We start from the raw sequence: 16495 nt of genomic DNA on the forward strand, positions 1-16495 counted from the left end.
CGATGCTAGTTTGCCTGACGTTCACGGAGGGCAGATTTTGACGATAAAAATGACGGTGTTACTGAGCACTTTTGCACTGGTTTTATCAGGCTGCGGGACCGCTGTTACGGTACTGCAGGATGACGAGGATGCGGCTCGTAGCCTTAGAAAGCAAAAGACCTACTGTCAATCCATCCCGCGCATCTACAGCGGCCTGGCCTACGACTTTTGCGTGTTAAACGCAGCGCCTGATCCCACGGGTTTTCTTTTGCCGTTCGTGTTGGCGGATTTCACCCTCTCGGGTTTTTTCGACACCGTGCTCTTGCCCTATACGGTTTACCGCCAAGCTACCGACGGCAATATCAGTATTTACTGGAGGTGAGGCCGCGGATGAGCAATGCCGCCTGCTTTCGCCCGGATCATCTTTACGGGGGCAATATGCGCTGGGTCATTCCCGCCATGTTTACGCTATAATCCCGCCCTTTAGCTGCCACTCGCCCTTTGCGAGGGCACATTAATCTTTGAGGCGCCTTGCGCCTGCATGCAGACTAAAGAGGCTAGACCCCAGTGGCATTGACGATTCTTGGCCTGTCCGGCGCCCTTAGCCATGATCCTTCCGCAGCGTTGTACATCGACGGCAAGCTGGTCGCGGCGGCTGAGGAAGAGCGCTTTGTGCGCGATAAACATGCAAAGAACCGCATGCCTTACGAGTCGGCGAAGTTCTGCCTCGAGCAGGCTGGCATCAAGCCATCCGACGTTGATGTGGTAGCGATTCCGTTCGCGCCGATCAGCCTGTTCGGCAAGGCTCGCTGGCAGTACGCCAAGCGTTACTGGTACGCCCCGGACCGCGCTCTTGACGCGATCCTGATGGGCAACCGTCGCTACAAGCGCTATCGCAACAAGATTGTCTGGTGCCTCGAGCAACTGGGCTTCGATCCGAAAAAAATCAAGATCGAGCCGGTCGAGCATCACCTGGCCCACGCCTCCAGTGCTTACCACTGCTCCGGTTTCAAAGAGAAAACCGCGATCCTCGGGATCGACGGCAAAGGCGAGTACGCCACGACCTTCTTCGGTTACGGCGAGAACGGCAAGATCCACAAGATCAAGGAATTCTTCGATCCGGACTCCCTTGGCGGCCTGTACGGCGCGATCACCGAGTTCCTCGGTTTCGATATGCTCGATGGCGAGTTCAAGGTCATGGGCATGGCGCCGTATGGCGACGCCAGCAAATACGATTTCTCGCGCCTGGCTTCGTTCGAAAACGGCGAGCTGGTGATCAATACCGACTACGCCAACGTCATCGGCCTGCGTCGCTACAAAGAGAAGGGTAAAGGCTACTACTTCTCGCCGAAGCTGATCGAGTGGCTGGGACCGAAGCGCGAAGGCGACATCGCCGACGAGCCGTACATCCACTACGCCGCGAGCATTCAAGCGCTGTTCGAAAAAATCTCGCTGCAGATGATCGACCATTACCTGGGCGACGTGCTCAAGGAAACCGGCAAACTGGCCTACGCCGGTGGCTGTGCGTTGAACGTCAAGCTCAACCAGAAAATCATCGCTCGCGATGACGTCAAAGAACTGTTCGTACAGCCTGCGTCCGGCGATGCCGGCACCGCGGTCGGCGCGGCGGCCTATGTGTCCCACGCCCGTGGTGTGCCGGTCGAGAAGATGGAACACGTCTACCTCGGTCCGTCATACACCAACGAAGACGTGCTCGCCGCGTGTGCCCGTCACCCGAGCAAGCCGGTATGGCGCAAGCTTGAGAACATGCCGGAAAACATCGCCAAAATCATGGTCGATGGCAACCCGGTGGCCTGGTTCCAGGGCCGCATGGAATTCGGTCCGCGCGCCTTGGGCGGTCGTTCGATCATTGGTTGCCCGAGTGCGACTGGCGTGGCTGACCGCATCAACCACCAGATCAAGTTCCGCGAGCGCTGGAGGCCTTTCTGCCCGTCGATGCTCGACACCGTTGCACCGCAGATGATCAAGATCGATCACCCGGCGCCGTTCATGACCTTCACCTTTGAAGTGGCGGAAGAGTGGAAGACCCGCGTGCCGGAAGTCGTCCATGAAGACGGCACGTCGCGGGCCCAGGTGCTCAAGCGCGAATACAACCCGCGCTACTACGACATGATGAAGGCGCTGGAAGTGCTGACCGGTAACGGCGTGTCGTTGAACACCTCACTCAACCGTCGTGGCGAACCGATGATCTGCTCGCCGACGGACGCCCTGAACATGTTCTTCGGTTCCGATCTACAGTATCTGATCATGGAAGACATCCTGGTGGTCAAAGAGGGCGCGGACGCATATGACACGCTCGGCTGAACGCCATGTGCTGCAGTTCTGTCACGGCTATGACGGGCCGTTTCTGGACTGCGCCCGGCAGTACGCCAGCCTGTTCGCGGGGACCGGTTATCGAGTGACCACGGTGTTTCTGACCGGGGCTGCCGATGCCGAAGTCGCCGCGGGCTGCGCTTCCGATGAAGTGCTGTTCATGGAATACAGCTCCAAGGCCATTCGTGGCCTGAAGCTGGGCGCCATCAGTGATCTGCGCAAGATCGCCGCCTCGCGCAATTTCAGTTTTTGCATCGCTCACCGTTTCAAACCTATTTATATCGCCTTGCTCGGCACGTCGTTGCCGGTGATTGGCGTGCATCATGCGTTTGACGATTACAAACGTGGCACGCGCAAACTCTTCGCGAATATTTTCCGCAAGCGCCTGAGCCTGCTCGGGGTTTCCGATGCCGTGCGCGACGACATGCGTCATTGCCTGCCGAAGTGGCCGGCGGCGCGGATTCAGACGCTCTATAACCGTATCGATGTGCAGACCTTGCAGGACAGTCAGGTGTCGGTTCGCGAGGCCCGGGAAACCCTCGGCCTGGCGTCGGATGCCTGGGTTGTCGGCAATGTCGGACGGCTGCATCCGGACAAGGATCAGACCACGCTGCTGCACGGTTTTGCTGCAGCGTTGCCGGGTTTGCCGGCCAGCAGCCAGTTGGTGATTCTCGGTGCCGGTCGACTGGAACAGGACCTCAAGGCCCTGGCCCGTGAGCTGGGTATCGGCGACCGCGTGCTGTTCCTCGGTCAGGTGCCTGAGGCTCGGCGATATTTCCGTGCCTTCGATGTGTTTGCACTGAGTTCCGATCACGAACCGTTCGGCATGGTGCTGCTCGAGGCCATGGCTGCCGGTGTGCCCTTGCTCGCCACGGCATGTGGTGGGGCGAAGGAAGTGGTCGAGGGCGTCGGTATTCTATTCCCGCTGGGCGATGCCGAACACTTGGCTCAAGGGCTGCAACATCTGGCCGCGATGGACGAGCAGCAACGTCACCAGTGTGCTGAGCTGATGCTCGATCGCTTGCGTGAGCGCTTCTCCGACCGCGCGGTGCGCGATGCTTTCTGGCGTTTGCCGCACGTTACCGAACTGGCACCGAGGGGCTGATGCTCAACCGATTTCAAGGCTGGCGCGAACGTGGCTGGGCGGTAGTCGACGCCTCAACATATGCCGAGGCCTGGCAACGATATGGCGGCAGCGTCGCCACTCATCCCATGGTGGTCGAGCGACTGGCGCAATTGGCCGACATTCCTGTGCGCTACCTGGCCTGGGAGCAAAACGGTGAAGTCAAAGCCGCGATCCCGACCTGGGGCCGCGACCTCGCCTTGTCCAAGGATGTGCTCAAGCGCTGCGGTAAAAAAGGCCTGTTCGATCTCGGTAATGCCGAGTTCATTCTGCCGGCCGCTGCCGATGCACAAGCGCCGCTGCGTCATCGTGGGCGCTACCTGTCGGCACTGAATGAAGGCCGCTTCACTGGCATCAAGTTGCAGGCAGAACAGCTGGCGATGGCCCGCACTCCCGAAGAACTGTCGAAGAAGTTTCGCTACAACCAGCGCCGTGAATTGCGATTGCTGGAGGAAGCGGGCGGAGTGGTCCGGCCGGTCGCGGAGTTTTCCAGCAGTGAACTGGCTGCGATCTATTGCGACCTGTTCCAGCGTCGCTGGGGTTTTCCGGCGACGGGGGCCGAGCGCATGGCGGAGGTCATCGAGTTGCTGCGTGATTTGCTGATCGGCTCGGTGATTTTCCTCAACGATGCGCCAATAGCGATTCAACTGGTCTACCGTGTCGAGACACCGCAGTGGATCAGCGTCGAGTACATCAATGGCGGCGTCGATCCCGAAACCCGCGAATTCAGTCCGGGCAGCGTGTTGAGTTTTCTCAATACGCAAAGCGCCTGGGAACATGCCCGGGCGTTGGACAAACCGTTGCGCTTTTCTTTCGGTCGCGCCGATCGTGAATACAAGGATCGCTGGTGCAATCCTGTGCCGGTGTTCACCGTATGAGCCAGCCCATGAACCGCAAACAGCAATTGCTCAAGCGCCATCGGCGCACCAAACGCATCGGTCTGCTCATCGCGCTGGTGCTATTGATTGCCATGGGTGTGCTGGTGACCTGGTGGCTGCCATTGGTACTCGCGGTTCTGGGTTGGATTGCCCACGAAGCCTGGTTCGCCGACCACCTGTTTTACTCGCCCAAAGACGATTATCAATACAGCTTTCCACCGTACACCCAGCAGCCCAAGGTTCACCTTGACGGTGAACGTTTGCGCCTGGACGACGGCGTCATGCTGGTCGACGACGCCACTCTGGTGTTGGCGCTGCGGATAAAAAGCACCTGGCTGGGGCGCTTCATCGATCCCGTGGTCGAGTTGTCGGGGGGGGATAACCCGGACCGACAAACCTTCGAGCGTGGTGTGAACGGCCTGCGTTACCTCAACCTCAGTGGTCAGGCGCAGGTTCTGTCCCAAGGTGAGTTACGCCTGCGTGGGCGTTTCTGCCGACTGCTGGGTGAGCCGGTGCTCAGGGCGTTCGAGCATCCGGATTACAGCCGTCAGCGGGTGATGGTGATCGCGCCCCACGCCGACGATGCCGAGTTGGCCGCATTCGGTTTGTACAGCAGCGCCAGTCAAAGCTGGATCGTGACCTTGACCGCCGGTGAAATCGAGGCCGGGCACTATCAGCAGATGGGGCTCAATGGCGTCGAAGCGTCCCGGTTGAAAGGCTCGCTTCGCGCCTGGGATAGCATCAGCGTGCCGCTGTGGGGCGGCGTACCTCAGGAACGCTGTATTCAGTTGGGGTATTTCTGCCTGCAATTGTCCGCCATGCAAGGCGCGCCGACCGAGGCCGTGGCGTCCCGTGAGGCGCAGCTTGGTGATACCCGATATTTTCGACGGTTCAATCCGTTTGCCCTGGGCAGTGACGTCGATGGCCTACCGTCCTGGAACAATCTTGTGGCCGACCTGAGTGAGTTGATCGAGCGTATCCAGCCTCAGGTCATCGTTTTGCCACATCCGCGTTTCGACCCGCACCCAGACCATCTATGCTCACAGCAAGCGGTGATGCAGGCACTGAACGGTACAGCTTGGCAGCCCGAAACCTTATTGCATTACGCCAATCATCTACACGACAACGATCGCTGGCCAATGGGTGATGCCGGGACCGGTGTGACACTGCCGCCACAGATCAATAATCACGAACCGTTGCGTCCTTGGGCGCTTTGTCTGTCGGCTGAAAAACAGTGGCACAAGGCTATGTCGTTAGGCATGATGCACGACCTTCAGCCCCGACTTCCCCTCAAGCGTCTACTTCGCCGGGCGATCCAACGTTGTCTGGCGGCCCGACGCTGGCCGGCTTTCGGCGAAAACGAGTTCTTCCGTAAAGCGGTGCGACGCCACGAATTATTCTGGGTCCAAGAGCTGTCTGGAAAGAGAGAGACCAATTGAAAGTTCTGTTTCTGGTGCAGAAAGAGCAGCGAGCGATCCTCGATCGACTGTATGACGGTATCGCCGAGCACTGCGACTGCGACAAGCGTGAGCTGACCAGCGCGGAGCAGGACGACTTGCGAGGGTATTTTCGCAAGCATGTCGATGTGACCCGTTACGACCGGATTGTTTTTTTCCTGCGTTTCAAAAAAGAGATCAGACAGGTGAGGTTCATCCAAACCCTGCCCAATCTGGTTATTCTGGAACACGATGCGTACCAGAATTACATCCCGTGCAAGTACACCGGCAAGTTCAGCGCGCATTACCGCAAGCTGCCTTGGGCGCGGGTGATCAGCTCGGGTTTCATGGTCGCCGACCGCCTGCGCGAGGAAGGTTTCGATGCGGTGTTTGTTCCCAAGGGATACGACCAGTCGCTGCTGCAAGATCAAGGTCGTGAGCGAGATATAGAACTGGCATTTGTAGGCAGTACCAACAGTGTCGCCTATAGCGGTCGCAAAGCACTGCTCGATGAGTTGGCGCGCGTCGAACCACTGGTGGTGACGCGTACCAAGTCGGGTGAGGAATACTGCGATACGCTTAACCGTATTCGCTACTTCGTCAGCGCCGACGTCGGTATGGGCGAATTCATGATCAAGAATTTCGAGGCCATGGCGTGTGGTTGTGTGTTACTGGCTTATGACCAAGGCGCGGCTGAAAGCAGCGCGCTGGGTTTGCACGATATGCACAACGTTGTTTTCTATCAAAGTATCCCGCAGCTTCAGGAAAAACTCGCGAAGCTACGGGCTGACCCGGAGCTGGCGCAGCGTATCGCTCGCAATGGTCGCGAACTGGTGGTTGGCCAGTTCAGCTTTGCGCGTATCGGGAAGCGTATTGTCGAGGAGCTAGAACCAGCATTGCGTCCTCACGCACCGTTGAGTCTGCTGGAAAAAGTGCGTCTGAAACTGGGCGTTTGACAAGGGTTTCTATGACGCTGGAAGGAGATGTCGTTCGGCATGCCGGTTTTGACCTCCACGTACAGCTGTCGATTGAGCATCAGCGCAAGGCGCGCGTTCGTCGCGAACACATCAAGTTTGCACTGTCTCTAATGCTGGGAGTCTGCATTGGCTGTTTTATCAATTAAGTGCGCCGCAGCGTACCTGCATAGTTCCATGCGTTGGCTTGTTACCTTATGAGCATCCTTAACGTTATGTGGTCCGGCGGTGCGCCGTTCGCATCGATTCACAAGGTTCATCAGCAGATACTGTCGCAGGCCGGCCCCACCGCATCGGTCAAGACCTGGTTGCTTCAGGGCAGCGCGTCAGGGTCTGGAGTGAATGTTGGCGAAACCCGGGAATGGAAACTGTCCTCCGCCCGTTTGAAAGGGCGGCATTTCTGGCGGCTGATGAAGCCCTGGATGCAGGCCTCTTTTAAGAGAGCCCTCAAGCAGAGTGGGGCACACCTTTTGCTGCTCGATGGCTTGGGAGTAGCTCGCACACTTTTACCTCTTCTCAAAACATTGCCAAACATCCACGCGGTGGTGATTGTTCATGGTTCCACGCGAGTTCGTGCCGGAGATCGAGCCCTCTTCCACCAGTTCTCGACGTCCCAGCTGACATTGGTCGCAGTGTCGAACACCTTGGCCGCCTCGCTGGGCCGAGACCTTCAAATGCCGGTCATGACATTGCGTAGTGCGTTCGATCCTGTCGCGTTTCGCTCCTTGGTACTCCCTCGCGAGGAGGCCCGCGCCCGGTTGGGATTGCCCCTGGACGACACGCCTGTGCTCGGTGCGGTGGGGCGATTGGTGGAGGATAAGGGGTTTGCCTGTCTGATCGAGGCCTTTGCCTCCGCATTGAAACAGCGGCCAGATTTGCGATTGGTGATAATCGGTGAAGGGTCTTCCAGAGAAGCGTTGCAATCACGCATTGATCACCTGGGGTTGCGCGCGAGTGTGTCCTTGCCCGGCCATCTGAATGATGCCGCGCGGCTTTACAGGGCATTCGACTGGGTTGCTATCCCTTCGCTGGACGAAGGCCTCGGACTGATTATGCAAGAGGCGGTGATGGCGGGTGTACCAGTCATTTCCAGCGAATTGCCAGTGTTTCGCGAGCAGTTGGCCGACACGGGTTGGTATGCCCCCGTAGAGGATGTCAGTGCCTGGAGCGATGTTATTGTGCGAGCGTCTAGCGTTTCTGCAAAAGAAATCGCGGCAGGCCAATATCAGGAACTGGCCCCTGACCAGGCCTGGCTGAACTTCAGTCAGACGGCCCGTGCGTTGCTTTCATGATGGCAGAACAGCTTGCTCGAGTGCCTGCATTGGAAAGCTGTCGTTCAGGTTCTCTCGCGCAATATAGCGGGCGAAATGCTGCAGGTTGCGCTTGATCAGATGCTTGGGCAGTGGCGCCCGCAAGAAACGCATATCTGCCACATCGATCAGGCCCATCCGGTTGTCCGGCGTGACCACGATGTTGCCCAGGTGCAGTGAGCGAAAGTAGATCCCCGACATATGAAGGCTACGTATCAGCCCCGCCAGAGCCGGCAGTGTCTGCTGCCAGTTGAACCCTTCCTTGCTGGCGATCTGGCGCAGGGTTTCTCCTGGCAGGGGCTGGTAAAGCACCGCCGTCATGCCTGGGGTTTGCAGCCGATAGAACTGCAGGACCTGAAGGGTGGGTACGCCAAGCTTGTGCAGTTGGGCGGCATTGTCGATGAAGCGTTTCGAGTACGGACGAAACATCGCGGAAGATAAAATACGCTTGCGACGAAACAGTTTCAGGATATTCCCATCCTGCAACAGGTAAACTTTCGGGCCGTAGCTGTCGGCCTCCAGTACTCTGGCGGCTTCAATCATTTGATTTAAAGCGTCTTGCGGAAGCCGGGAGCATTGCATCATAGAAAGCCTTGTTGGAATTGCGCGGGCACTGTGGCGGGCAATGATGCCGAAAAGTTTCGGTTTTAACCATGCCGGGTTAGGTAGGGTGAGCTGTCTAAGGAGCAATTTGATGCAAGAAACACGTTGGGCGCAAGTATGGATGACGTCGGGTCTGTTGTGGTTTTTGCTGGCTATCGCCGTTGCGCCTACCAACAAACTTTATCAGCAAGGGCTGGTCGCACTGCTATGGCTGCCGGCCATGGTGTTCAGCTGGCCAGCGCGGGCCCGGATCAGAGAACTCCTATATGAGCAGCGCTGGGTCTACCTGCCGATGCTCGGTCTGCTGGTCTGGTCATTGATTAGTCTCTCCTGGACGAACGTCGACGAGCCGAGTCGCGAAGCCAAGCGTTTGTTGTACATCATTGTATTCCTGATTTTTTTTCCGGTTTTTGCCAATACCCGGCCCGAGCGAGTCATTCGTATCATGCAATGGGGCGGTATTGGGCTGGCGTTGACTGCTTTGGTTGCCACCATCAAATTTTATGGGGTCGATGGCAACGTCTGGTACGCGCGCGTTGAAGGTTTGGGCGAGTTGTCTCACCCGATTCTGGGTGGCTACGTTATTGGGTTGGCGGCCGTGTGGCTTGTTCATTGGGTGCCGCGCACGCTCTGGATGCAGGCGGCCTGGGTCGTAGCGCTGGGTTTGCTTGGCGTGTTTGTCGTGCTTAGCCAGAGTCGTGGTGCTGCCTTGGCGTTGTTCCTGACGTTACTCGTCATGCCGATCTGGTGCCGCGATCGACGCAGCCGCGTCGTTGCGGTATCTGCGTTGACGGTGGCGATGTTGGCTTTCTGGTTCTTCGAGCCTTTGGTTATGGCTCGCGGTGTTTCCTATCGTCCGCAAATCCTGATGGCAAGCTTGCAAATGATTTCCGAGCACCCATGGCGCGGCCTGGGCCTAGGCGGCAACTATAAAGTGCTTGCCGAAGGCTTGTCCTTTGACCATGCCCATAACCTCTTCACTCATGTCGCCATCGAACTGGGTCTGCCGGGGCTGTTGTTGTGGTGCGCGGTATGGCTTGCAGTTTTACGTGAGGCCTGGAAAGCCCGGGAAACGCTATATGGCCAAGGCATCATCGGCATATGGGTATTTTCATCCCTGGCCATGCAATTCGATGCGGCCAGCCTGAGTGGAACGCCAAGGGCCGAGTGGTTCATCAGTTGGTTACCCGTTGGCCTGGCCAGTGTGTTGGTATGGTCGCGGGTCAATTCCGACGTTTGTGATAAAATTTCGCGTTCTTCCTAACGAGTGAGCTCTACGATGAGTGACGCACCGCCCAAAGCGGGACAGGATTCCAGCCTGAAAATCTATTTTCGGCTGTTGGGTTATGTAAAACCCTATATCGGCCTATTCCTGGTGAGTATCGTCGGCTTCGTGATCTTTGCCTCGACGCAGCCCATGCTCGCGGGGATTCTCAAATATTTCGTCGATGGCCTGAGCAACCCCGAAGCGGTGCTCTTCCCGACTGTTCCCTATTTGCAAGACTTGCAGTTGCTGATGGCCGTACCGCTGCTGATCATCCTGATCGCCGCCTGGCAAGGCCTGGGGTCTTTCCTGGGAAACTATTACCTGGCCAAAGTATCGTTGGGACTGGTCCACGACTTGCGTGTCGAGCTGTTCAACAAGTTGCTGGTATTGCCCAACCGTTATTTCGACACCCATAACTCCGGGCACCTGATTTCGCGCATCACCTTCAACGTGACCATGGTCACCGGTGCGGCCACGGACGCCATCAAAGTGGTCATTCGTGAAGGCCTGACCGTGGTGTTCCTGTTTGCTTACCTGTTGTGGATGAACTGGAAGCTGACCCTGGTGATGCTGGCGATCCTGCCCATCATCGCGGTCATGGTGGGCAGCACCAGCAAAAAATTCCGCAAGCAGAGCAAGAAGATTCAGGTGGCGATGGGCGATGTGACTCACGTGGCTTCCGAGACCATCCAGGGTTACCGTGTGGTGCGCAGCTTTGGCGGCGAGAGTTACGAAGAGCGTCGTTTCGCCGAAGCCAGTCAGAGCAACACTGACAAGCAACTGCGCATGACCAAGACCGGTGCGGTCTACACACCCATGCTGCAATTGGTGATCTACACCGCCATGGCGGTGCTGATGTTCCTGGTGCTGTTCCTGCGCGGCGATGCCACCGCCGGTGACCTGGTGGCCTACATCACCGCGGCGGGCCTGTTGCCCAAGCCGATTCGGCAGCTGTCGGAAGTCAGCTCGACAATCCAGAAAGGCGTTGCCGGTGCCGAGAGCATTTTCGAGCAACTGGACGTCGAACCAGAGATTGACCAGGGTACCGTCGAGCGCGATCGCGTCAGCGGCCACCTGGACGTGCGCAACCTGAGCTTCACCTATCCAGGGACCGAGCGTGAAGTGCTGAAGAACATCAGCTTCACGGCGGCACCGGGGCAAATGATCGCCCTGGTCGGTCGTTCGGGTAGCGGCAAGTCGACCCTGGCCAGCCTGATTCCGCGTTTCTATCACCACGAAACCGGCGAAATCATGCTCGATGACGTGGAAATCGAAGACTATCGTCTGCGCAATCTGCGTCGGCACGTGGCGCAGGTGACGCAGCATGTGACCCTGTTCAACGACACCATCGCCAACAACATCGCTTACGGTGACCTGGCCGGCGCACCACGTGCCGACATCGAAAAGGCCGCCACGGATGCTTACGCGATGGACTTCATCTCGGAGATGCCGCAGGGCCTGGACACCCAGGTCGGGGAAAACGGAGTGTTGCTGTCCGGTGGCCAGCGTCAGCGCCTGGCGATTGCCCGGGCCTTGTTGAAGAACGCACCCTTGCTGATTCTCGACGAGGCAACGTCGGCACTCGATACCGAGTCCGAGCGGCACATTCAGGCGGCACTGGATCAGGTCATGAAAGGTCGCACCACGCTGGTGATTGCTCACCGGTTGTCAACCATCGAGAAGGCTGACCTGATCCTGGTCATGGACCACGGTGAAATCGTCGAGCGCGGCACCCACGCTCAACTGCTGGCGCAAAACGGCTACTACGCGCGCCTGCATGCGATGGGTCTGGACGAGCCGGTTACTGCGGGTATCGCCTGACCCCCGCTGGCCGCCACCGAGGGGTGGCGGCCGCAAAAAATCCTCTCATTAATGCCATGCGCAAGCCCACGCCAACCCTGTGTTAATATCGCGCCCCTGTTCATTTTGTATGTGGGTTGCTCCATGAAGTTGTCCATGCCGCGATTCGATCAAGCCCCTGTCTTGGTGGTCGGCGATGTCATGCTCGACCGTTACTGGCATGGTGGTACCTCACGGATTTCCCCTGAGGCGCCGGTACCGGTAGTCAAGGTCGAGCAAATCGAGGACCGCCCGGGCGGTGCCGCCAACGTTGCGTTGAACATTGCCGCCCTCGGCGCCCCGGCCTCGCTGGTCGGTGTGACCGGCGACGATGAAGCCGCCGACAGTCTGGCCAATAGCCTCAAGGGCGCTGGCGTTCGGGCGTTGTTCCAACGCATCGCGCACCAGCCGACCATCGTCAAGCTGCGGGTCATGAGCCGTCACCAGCAACTGCTGCGTATCGACTTCGAAGAACCTTTTGCCACCGACGCGTTGGCGTTGGGCGAGCAAGTCGATGAGTTGCTCGAAGGCATCAAAGTGCTGGTGCTGTCCGATTACGGCAAAGGCGCGCTGAAAAACCATCAGGTGCTGATCCAGGCGGCCCGTGCCCGTGGCATTCCGGTGCTGGCCGACCCTAAGGGCAAGGATTTCTCGATCTATCGGGGTGCGAGCCTGATCACCCCGAACCTCAGCGAATTCGAAACCATCGTCGGCGGTTGCGCCGATGAGCACGAGCTGGTGAGCAAGGGCGCGCAGCTGATGCACGACCTCGACCTCGGCGCATTGCTGGTGACCCGCGGCGAACACGGCATGACCCTGTTGCGTCCGGATCATCCGGCGCTGCACCTGCCGGCCCGTGCCCGTGAAGTGTTCGATGTGACCGGTGCCGGCGACACGGTGATTTCCACCCTGGCGGCCGCCATTGCCGCTGGCGAAGAACTGCCCCACGCGGTGGCCCTGGCCAACCTGGCGGCGGGCATTGTGGTTGGCAAACTGGGTACGGCGGCCATCAGCGCACCGGAACTGCGTCGCGCCATCCAGCGTGAAGAAGGTTCCGAGCGCGGTGTACTTGGCCTTGAGCAGCTGTTGCTGGCGGTCGATGATGCGCGTGCGCATAAAGAGAAGATCGTCTTCACCAACGGCTGCTTCGACATTTTGCACGCCGGCCACGTGACCTACCTCGAACAGGCGCGGGCCCAGGGCGATCGCCTGATCGTCGCGGTCAACGACGATGCGTCGGTCAGCCGCCTGAAAGGGCCAGGTCGTCCGATCAACAGCGTCGACCGTCGCATGGCCGTACTGGCAGGTCTGGGCGCCGTGGATTGGGTGATCAGCTTCGCTGAAGGCACCCCGGAAAACCTGCTGCGCGAGGTCAAGCCGGATGTGCTGGTCAAGGGCGGGGACTACGGAATCGAGCAGGTCGTCGGCGCGGACATCGTGACCGCTTACGGCGGAACGGTGAAAGTGCTGGGGCTGGTGGAAAACAGCTCGACTACCGCGATTGTCGAGAAGATCCGCAAGTCCGAGTGATGCCATAAAAGATCGCAGCCTCGTTTCACTCAACAGCTCCTACAGGGAATTGCATTTCAATGTAGGAGCTGTTGAGTGGAACGAGGCTGCGATCTTTTGCTTTAAGAGCTGACTTTCTTACGCGGTACGATTCTCTTCAGCAATTGCTTCGCCTTCCCACGCAACCGCGCCAAACCTGAATCTTTCCCCGGCGGGCTCAAACCCTGTTGCCGCACCCAATCCTTCCAGCGAATCCGCTCATCCCTCACCAGCCAGCCTTCCTGCTGGGCAAAACTCTCTGCCAGGTACAACCCGCGAGTACTTGCCGGGTACAGCTGATCCTTTTTCAAGGTATAGAGCTCGGCCATCGGTTGGCCGTCCTGCAGCGGCATCAAGTACAAATCGGGACGTTTTCGATCGAGCCGGGCCACCAGTTGATCGCCTTCCAGTCGTTCGTCGACATGGAACAGGCTCAGGGATTTGGCCTCTTTGGGCACGTCCAGGCGCAAGTCATAGATCAATTGCAGCGAGGCCGTCGGCAAATGCACGTAAGCCCGCGGGCGCTCGATCAACTGCATCTTGGCGCAACGCACCGGCCGCGCCGAACCGGACAACGGCGTCAGGCGAAACGGCAGGGCTTCGCGATAATGCAGCGCGGACGAGTAGGGCGCCGGCAGCCAGGTGTCATTGAAACGCCCGCCGAGCCAGCCTTCCGGGGTTTCCAGCAGGCACTCTTCGGCAATTTCCTGAATCGCGGTGTGCAGCGGCAGGTTCAGCTCATGGGCGGGCACGTAACCGGAGATCAGCTTGAGCACCACGTCGCCGCGGTCTTGCCGACGCTGACGCACCAACACCCAGTAATCGCGGTTCTGCCAATGGAGGGTCAGGCGCACCGAGACCCCGAGGTTGGCCAGCTCAAGCGAAAACCGCTGAGTGTCGGCTACCGTCACCGGGCGGCGACGTTGCAGGGTCTGGGAGAAATTGAGCGGCATCCCGACGCTTTGATAACTCAGGCCTTCGGGAGTCGCTTCGACGAATAACGGCAGGGTCTTGAAGTTGCTCGGGTTCTTTCTTATGAGCGTACGCGGCATGTCGGCTCCTGCTTAAGGCCGCGTGGGCGGCATCAGTTACTACGTAGGACCTGGGCAACGGTCGCGACGTTATGGGCGAGGTGCAGCGGATTAATGGTCCCGACAATAGCACTGGCAACACCCGGATGTTCAAACAACAACTCGAAGCTGGCGCGAACAGGGTCCACGCCCGGGCTCAGGCAAACATGACCGCTGGCGAGGGCTTTTTTGACCAGAATGGCTTTACCGTGAGCAGCAGCATAGTCAATGACCGGCTTCTCGTTCTGCTCGTTCAGATTGTAGGTGACCATCGCGCAATCACCTTGTTCCAGAGCCTTCAATCCGCCTTCGACGGTTTTGCCGGAAAAACCGAAACCGCGAATCTTGCCCTCGCTCTTCAGCTCGGCGAGGGTCGCATAGACCTCGCTGTCATTGAGGATCGCCAGGTCGTTGCCGTCGGAGTGCACCAGCACCAGATCGATGAAGTCCGTTTCCAGCCGTTGCAGACTACGTTCCACCGACTGTCGGGTGTGGGCGGCGCTGAAGTCATGGCTCGACTGACCGTTGATAAACTCTTCGCCGACCTTGCTGACGATCACCCAGTCCTGACGCTGCCCCCGCAGCAACGGGCCGAGGCGTTCTTCGCTGCGGCCATAGGCCGGGGCAGTGTCGATCAGGTTGATGCCCAGGTCGCGCGCGAGTTTGAGCAGCATGCGCGCTTCGTCATCATCGGGAATCTGAAAACCGTTGGGGTATTTCACGCCTTGGTCACGGCCGAGTTTTACCGTACCCAGGCCCAGTGGCGAAACCAGCAGGCCGGTGCTACCCAGCGGGCGATGCAGATCGTGCAAGGTCGGTTGGCTCATGGCAGCAGTTGCTCCCAGGCAGGGACGCCCATCGGCGGTTTTGGCAGGTCGGGCAGGTCCGCGGGATGGCTTGGCTGGATGCCGTCGCGCTGCAAGGACGCGATGACGCGATCAGCAAAGTCCGGAGCCAGCGCGAGTTTGGTTGGCCAGCCGACCAGCAGCCGGCCTTCTTCGGCAAGGAATGCATTGTCAGGACGGGTCAGTCCCGATTGCAGCGGCTCGGCGCGATCCACTCGAAGGGTGGCCCATTGCGCGGTGCTCAGGTCGATCCATGGCAGCAACTGGCCGAGTTCTTTCTGCGCGGTGGCGATTTGCTCGGCGGGTTCGCGGGCAACACCTTCGGCTTCAGCGATATCGCCGCCCAGATACCAGACCCACTGACCATCGGCGGCCGGATGGGTGGTCACGGTAATGCGCGGCTTGGTGCCGCCGCCCAGGCAGTGGGCATACAGCGGTTTGAGGCCAGGACCTTTGGCGATGATCATGTGCAACGGCCGGCGTTGCATGGCGGGTTGGGTCAGCCCCAAGGCTTCGAGCAGCGCGGCTGTACCGGCGCCGGCGCTCAAGACGATGCGCTGGGCGCGAATCTCGCGCGCGTCGACCTTCAGGCCGACCAGCTTTCCACCTTCCAGCAGCGGTTCAATGTTCTGACCGGCGAGCAGGCCATCACCCGCCAGATCGGCCAGGCGCTGGATCAGGCTCGGTACGTCGATCACCAGTTCCGCCAGGCGATAGACCTTGCCCTTGAAGCGCTTGTCTTGCAGGGCGGGCGGCAGTTGCTCGCCCTTGACCTGATCGACACGGCCGCGCACGGCCTTGCTGGCGAAGAAACTGGTGAGATTGCCGGCGATCGTGCCGGGGGACCAGAGGTAATGGGCTTCGGACAGCAGGCGCACGCCGGTCAGGTCCAGTTCGCCGTCACCGGCCAAGGCTTCGCGCCAGCGGCGAGGCATGTCGGCGATGGCTTCCGAGGCACCGGTCAAGGCGCCATGCAATGCATACTTGGCGCCGCCATGGATGATGCCTTGGGACTTCACGCTTTGCCCGCCACCGAGGCTGGCGCTTTCCACCAGCACGGTCGAAAAACCCTGGCGGCGCAGACGCGCATTCAGCCAGAGGCCGGCGACACCAGCGCCGACAATCAGAACGTCGGTGGAAATAACGGATGGCATGCAGCGACCTCAGTGTTCAAGACGAGGGCGCAGTATACAGACTCGAAGATTGGAGGTTTTGCTGGCGATCAAAAGATGACCAACTACAACCCCTGTGGGAGTGAGCCTGCTCGCGATGGCGGTGTGTCAGGCAAC

General features: G+C 59.2%; 14 protein-coding genes. 10 read left to right on the forward strand and 4 right to left on the reverse strand.

The annotated features are described in order from the left end of the window. Nucleotides 1-37 precede the first annotated feature (37 nt). The 7 genes from ACA056_RS02220 to ACA056_RS02250 all read left to right on the forward strand — a co-directional run bounded on the left by ACA056_RS02220 (nt 38) and on the right by ACA056_RS02250 (nt 8016). Nucleotides 38-361 (forward strand): YceK/YidQ family lipoprotein, encoded by a 324-nt coding sequence (locus ACA056_RS02220; protein ID WP_497273481.1) that lies wholly within the window; start codon nt 38-40, stop codon nt 359-361. 185 nt (nt 362-546) lie between these two features. After that, a complete protein-coding gene (locus tag ACA056_RS02225) occupies nt 547-2304 on the forward strand; it encodes a carbamoyltransferase family protein (protein WP_046045679.1) in 1758 nt (585 codons plus the stop codon). Beyond that, nucleotides 2288-3418 carry a glycosyltransferase gene (locus tag ACA056_RS02230; RefSeq protein WP_497270178.1) on the forward strand — a complete coding sequence of 377 codons (1131 nt, stop codon included), beginning with the start codon at nt 2288-2290 and terminating at the stop codon, nt 3416-3418. The genes ACA056_RS02225 and ACA056_RS02230 overlap by 17 nt, the downstream gene beginning before the upstream one ends. Continuing rightward, entirely contained in the window at nt 3418-4314 is an 897-nt protein-coding gene (locus ACA056_RS02235; RefSeq protein ID WP_056746444.1) for an antimicrobial resistance protein Mig-14, read from the forward strand. The genes ACA056_RS02230 and ACA056_RS02235 overlap by 1 nt, the downstream gene beginning before the upstream one ends. Nucleotides 4315-4322: 8 nt before the next feature. Continuing rightward, nucleotides 4323-5753 (forward strand): PIG-L deacetylase family protein, encoded by a 1431-nt coding sequence (locus tag ACA056_RS02240; RefSeq protein ID WP_497270180.1) that lies wholly within the window; start codon nt 4323-4325, stop codon nt 5751-5753. Further along, the gene (locus tag ACA056_RS02245) at nt 5750-6706 is read left to right on the forward strand and encodes a glycosyltransferase family protein (protein WP_497270182.1); all 957 of its coding nucleotides are present in this window, start codon (nt 5750-5752) and stop codon (nt 6704-6706) included. The genes ACA056_RS02240 and ACA056_RS02245 overlap by 4 nt, the downstream gene beginning before the upstream one ends. Before the next feature lie 215 nt (nt 6707-6921). Then, nucleotides 6922-8016 carry a glycosyltransferase gene (locus ACA056_RS02250; RefSeq protein ID WP_497270184.1) on the forward strand — a complete coding sequence of 365 codons (1095 nt, stop codon included), beginning with the start codon at nt 6922-6924 and terminating at the stop codon, nt 8014-8016. Here ACA056_RS02250 and ACA056_RS02255 read toward each other — a convergent pair. Further along, nucleotides 8011-8577, reverse strand: a complete 567-nt coding sequence (locus tag ACA056_RS02255) for a BUD32 family EKC/KEOPS complex subunit (protein WP_497270186.1) — start codon at nt 8575-8577, stop codon at nt 8011-8013. The two genes, ACA056_RS02250 and ACA056_RS02255, sit on opposite strands and share 6 nt — an antisense overlap. Before the next feature lie 151 nt (nt 8578-8728). Here ACA056_RS02255 and ACA056_RS02260 point away from each other — a divergent pair, with 151 nt between their 5' ends. From ACA056_RS02260 to hldE, 3 genes are all read left to right on the forward strand, one after another. After that, a complete protein-coding gene (locus tag ACA056_RS02260) occupies nt 8729-9901 on the forward strand; it encodes an O-antigen ligase family protein (RefSeq protein ID WP_497273482.1) in 1173 nt (390 codons plus the stop codon). A 15-nt stretch (nt 9902-9916) separates the two neighbouring features. Next, the gene (gene msbA / locus ACA056_RS02265) at nt 9917-11725 is read left to right on the forward strand and encodes a lipid A export permease/ATP-binding protein MsbA (protein ID WP_497270188.1); all 1809 of its coding nucleotides are present in this window, start codon (nt 9917-9919) and stop codon (nt 11723-11725) included. Between the two features lie 123 nt (nt 11726-11848). Beyond that, nucleotides 11849-13273: a bifunctional D-glycero-beta-D-manno-heptose-7-phosphate kinase/D-glycero-beta-D-manno-heptose 1-phosphate adenylyltransferase HldE gene (gene hldE / locus ACA056_RS02270; protein WP_033055483.1), complete on the forward strand. Its 1425-nt coding sequence runs from the start codon at nt 11849-11851 to the stop codon at nt 13271-13273. 101 nt (nt 13274-13374) lie between these two features. Here hldE and ACA056_RS02275 read toward each other — a convergent pair whose 3' ends face one another. The 3 genes from ACA056_RS02275 to ACA056_RS02285 are packed head-to-tail and all read right to left on the reverse strand — an operon-like array spanning nt 13375 to nt 16360. Continuing rightward, a complete protein-coding gene (locus ACA056_RS02275) occupies nt 13375-14343 on the reverse strand; it encodes a hypothetical protein (protein WP_008146227.1) in 969 nt (322 codons plus the stop codon). 32 nt (nt 14344-14375) lie between these two features. Continuing rightward, nucleotides 14376-15188 (reverse strand): aldo/keto reductase, encoded by an 813-nt coding sequence (locus tag ACA056_RS02280; RefSeq protein WP_497270190.1) that lies wholly within the window; start codon nt 15186-15188, stop codon nt 14376-14378. Beyond that, nucleotides 15185-16360 (reverse strand): NAD(P)/FAD-dependent oxidoreductase, encoded by a 1176-nt coding sequence (locus tag ACA056_RS02285; RefSeq protein WP_497270192.1) that lies wholly within the window; start codon nt 16358-16360, stop codon nt 15185-15187. The genes ACA056_RS02280 and ACA056_RS02285 overlap by 4 nt, the downstream gene beginning before the upstream one ends. Nucleotides 16361-16495: the final 135 nt, after the last annotated feature.

This window comes from Pseudomonas sp. LBUM1666, from assembly GCF_059695775.1.

Excerpts from the sequence above, each read along its gene's own strand:
- ACA056_RS02230 (WP_497270178.1), top strand. The coding sequence starts at position 2,288 with ATGACACGCTCGGCTGAACGCCATGTGCTGCAGTTCTGTCACGGCTAT.
- ACA056_RS02235 (WP_056746444.1), top strand. The coding sequence starts at position 3,418 with ATGCTCAACCGATTTCAAGGCTGGCGCGAACGTGGCTGGGCGGTAGTC.
- ACA056_RS02240 (WP_497270180.1), top strand. The coding sequence starts at position 4,323 with ATGAACCGCAAACAGCAATTGCTCAAGCGCCATCGGCGCACCAAACGC.
- ACA056_RS02250 (WP_497270184.1), top strand. The coding sequence starts at position 6,922 with ATGAGCATCCTTAACGTTATGTGGTCCGGCGGTGCGCCGTTCGCATCG.
- ACA056_RS02255 (WP_497270186.1), bottom strand. The coding sequence starts at position 8,577 with ATGATTGAAGCCGCCAGAGTACTGGAGGCCGACAGCTACGGCCCGAAA.
- ACA056_RS02260 (WP_497273482.1), top strand. The coding sequence starts at position 8,729 with ATGCAAGAAACACGTTGGGCGCAAGTATGGATGACGTCGGGTCTGTTG.
- msbA (WP_497270188.1), top strand. The coding sequence starts at position 9,917 with ATGAGTGACGCACCGCCCAAAGCGGGACAGGATTCCAGCCTGAAAATC.
- hldE (WP_033055483.1), top strand. The coding sequence starts at position 11,849 with ATGAAGTTGTCCATGCCGCGATTCGATCAAGCCCCTGTCTTGGTGGTC.
- ACA056_RS02275 (WP_008146227.1), bottom strand. The coding sequence starts at position 14,343 with ATGCCGCGTACGCTCATAAGAAAGAACCCGAGCAACTTCAAGACCCTG.
- ACA056_RS02280 (WP_497270190.1), bottom strand. The coding sequence starts at position 15,188 with ATGAGCCAACCGACCTTGCACGATCTGCATCGCCCGCTGGGTAGCACC.
- ACA056_RS02285 (WP_497270192.1), bottom strand. The coding sequence starts at position 16,360 with ATGCCATCCGTTATTTCCACCGACGTTCTGATTGTCGGCGCTGGTGTC.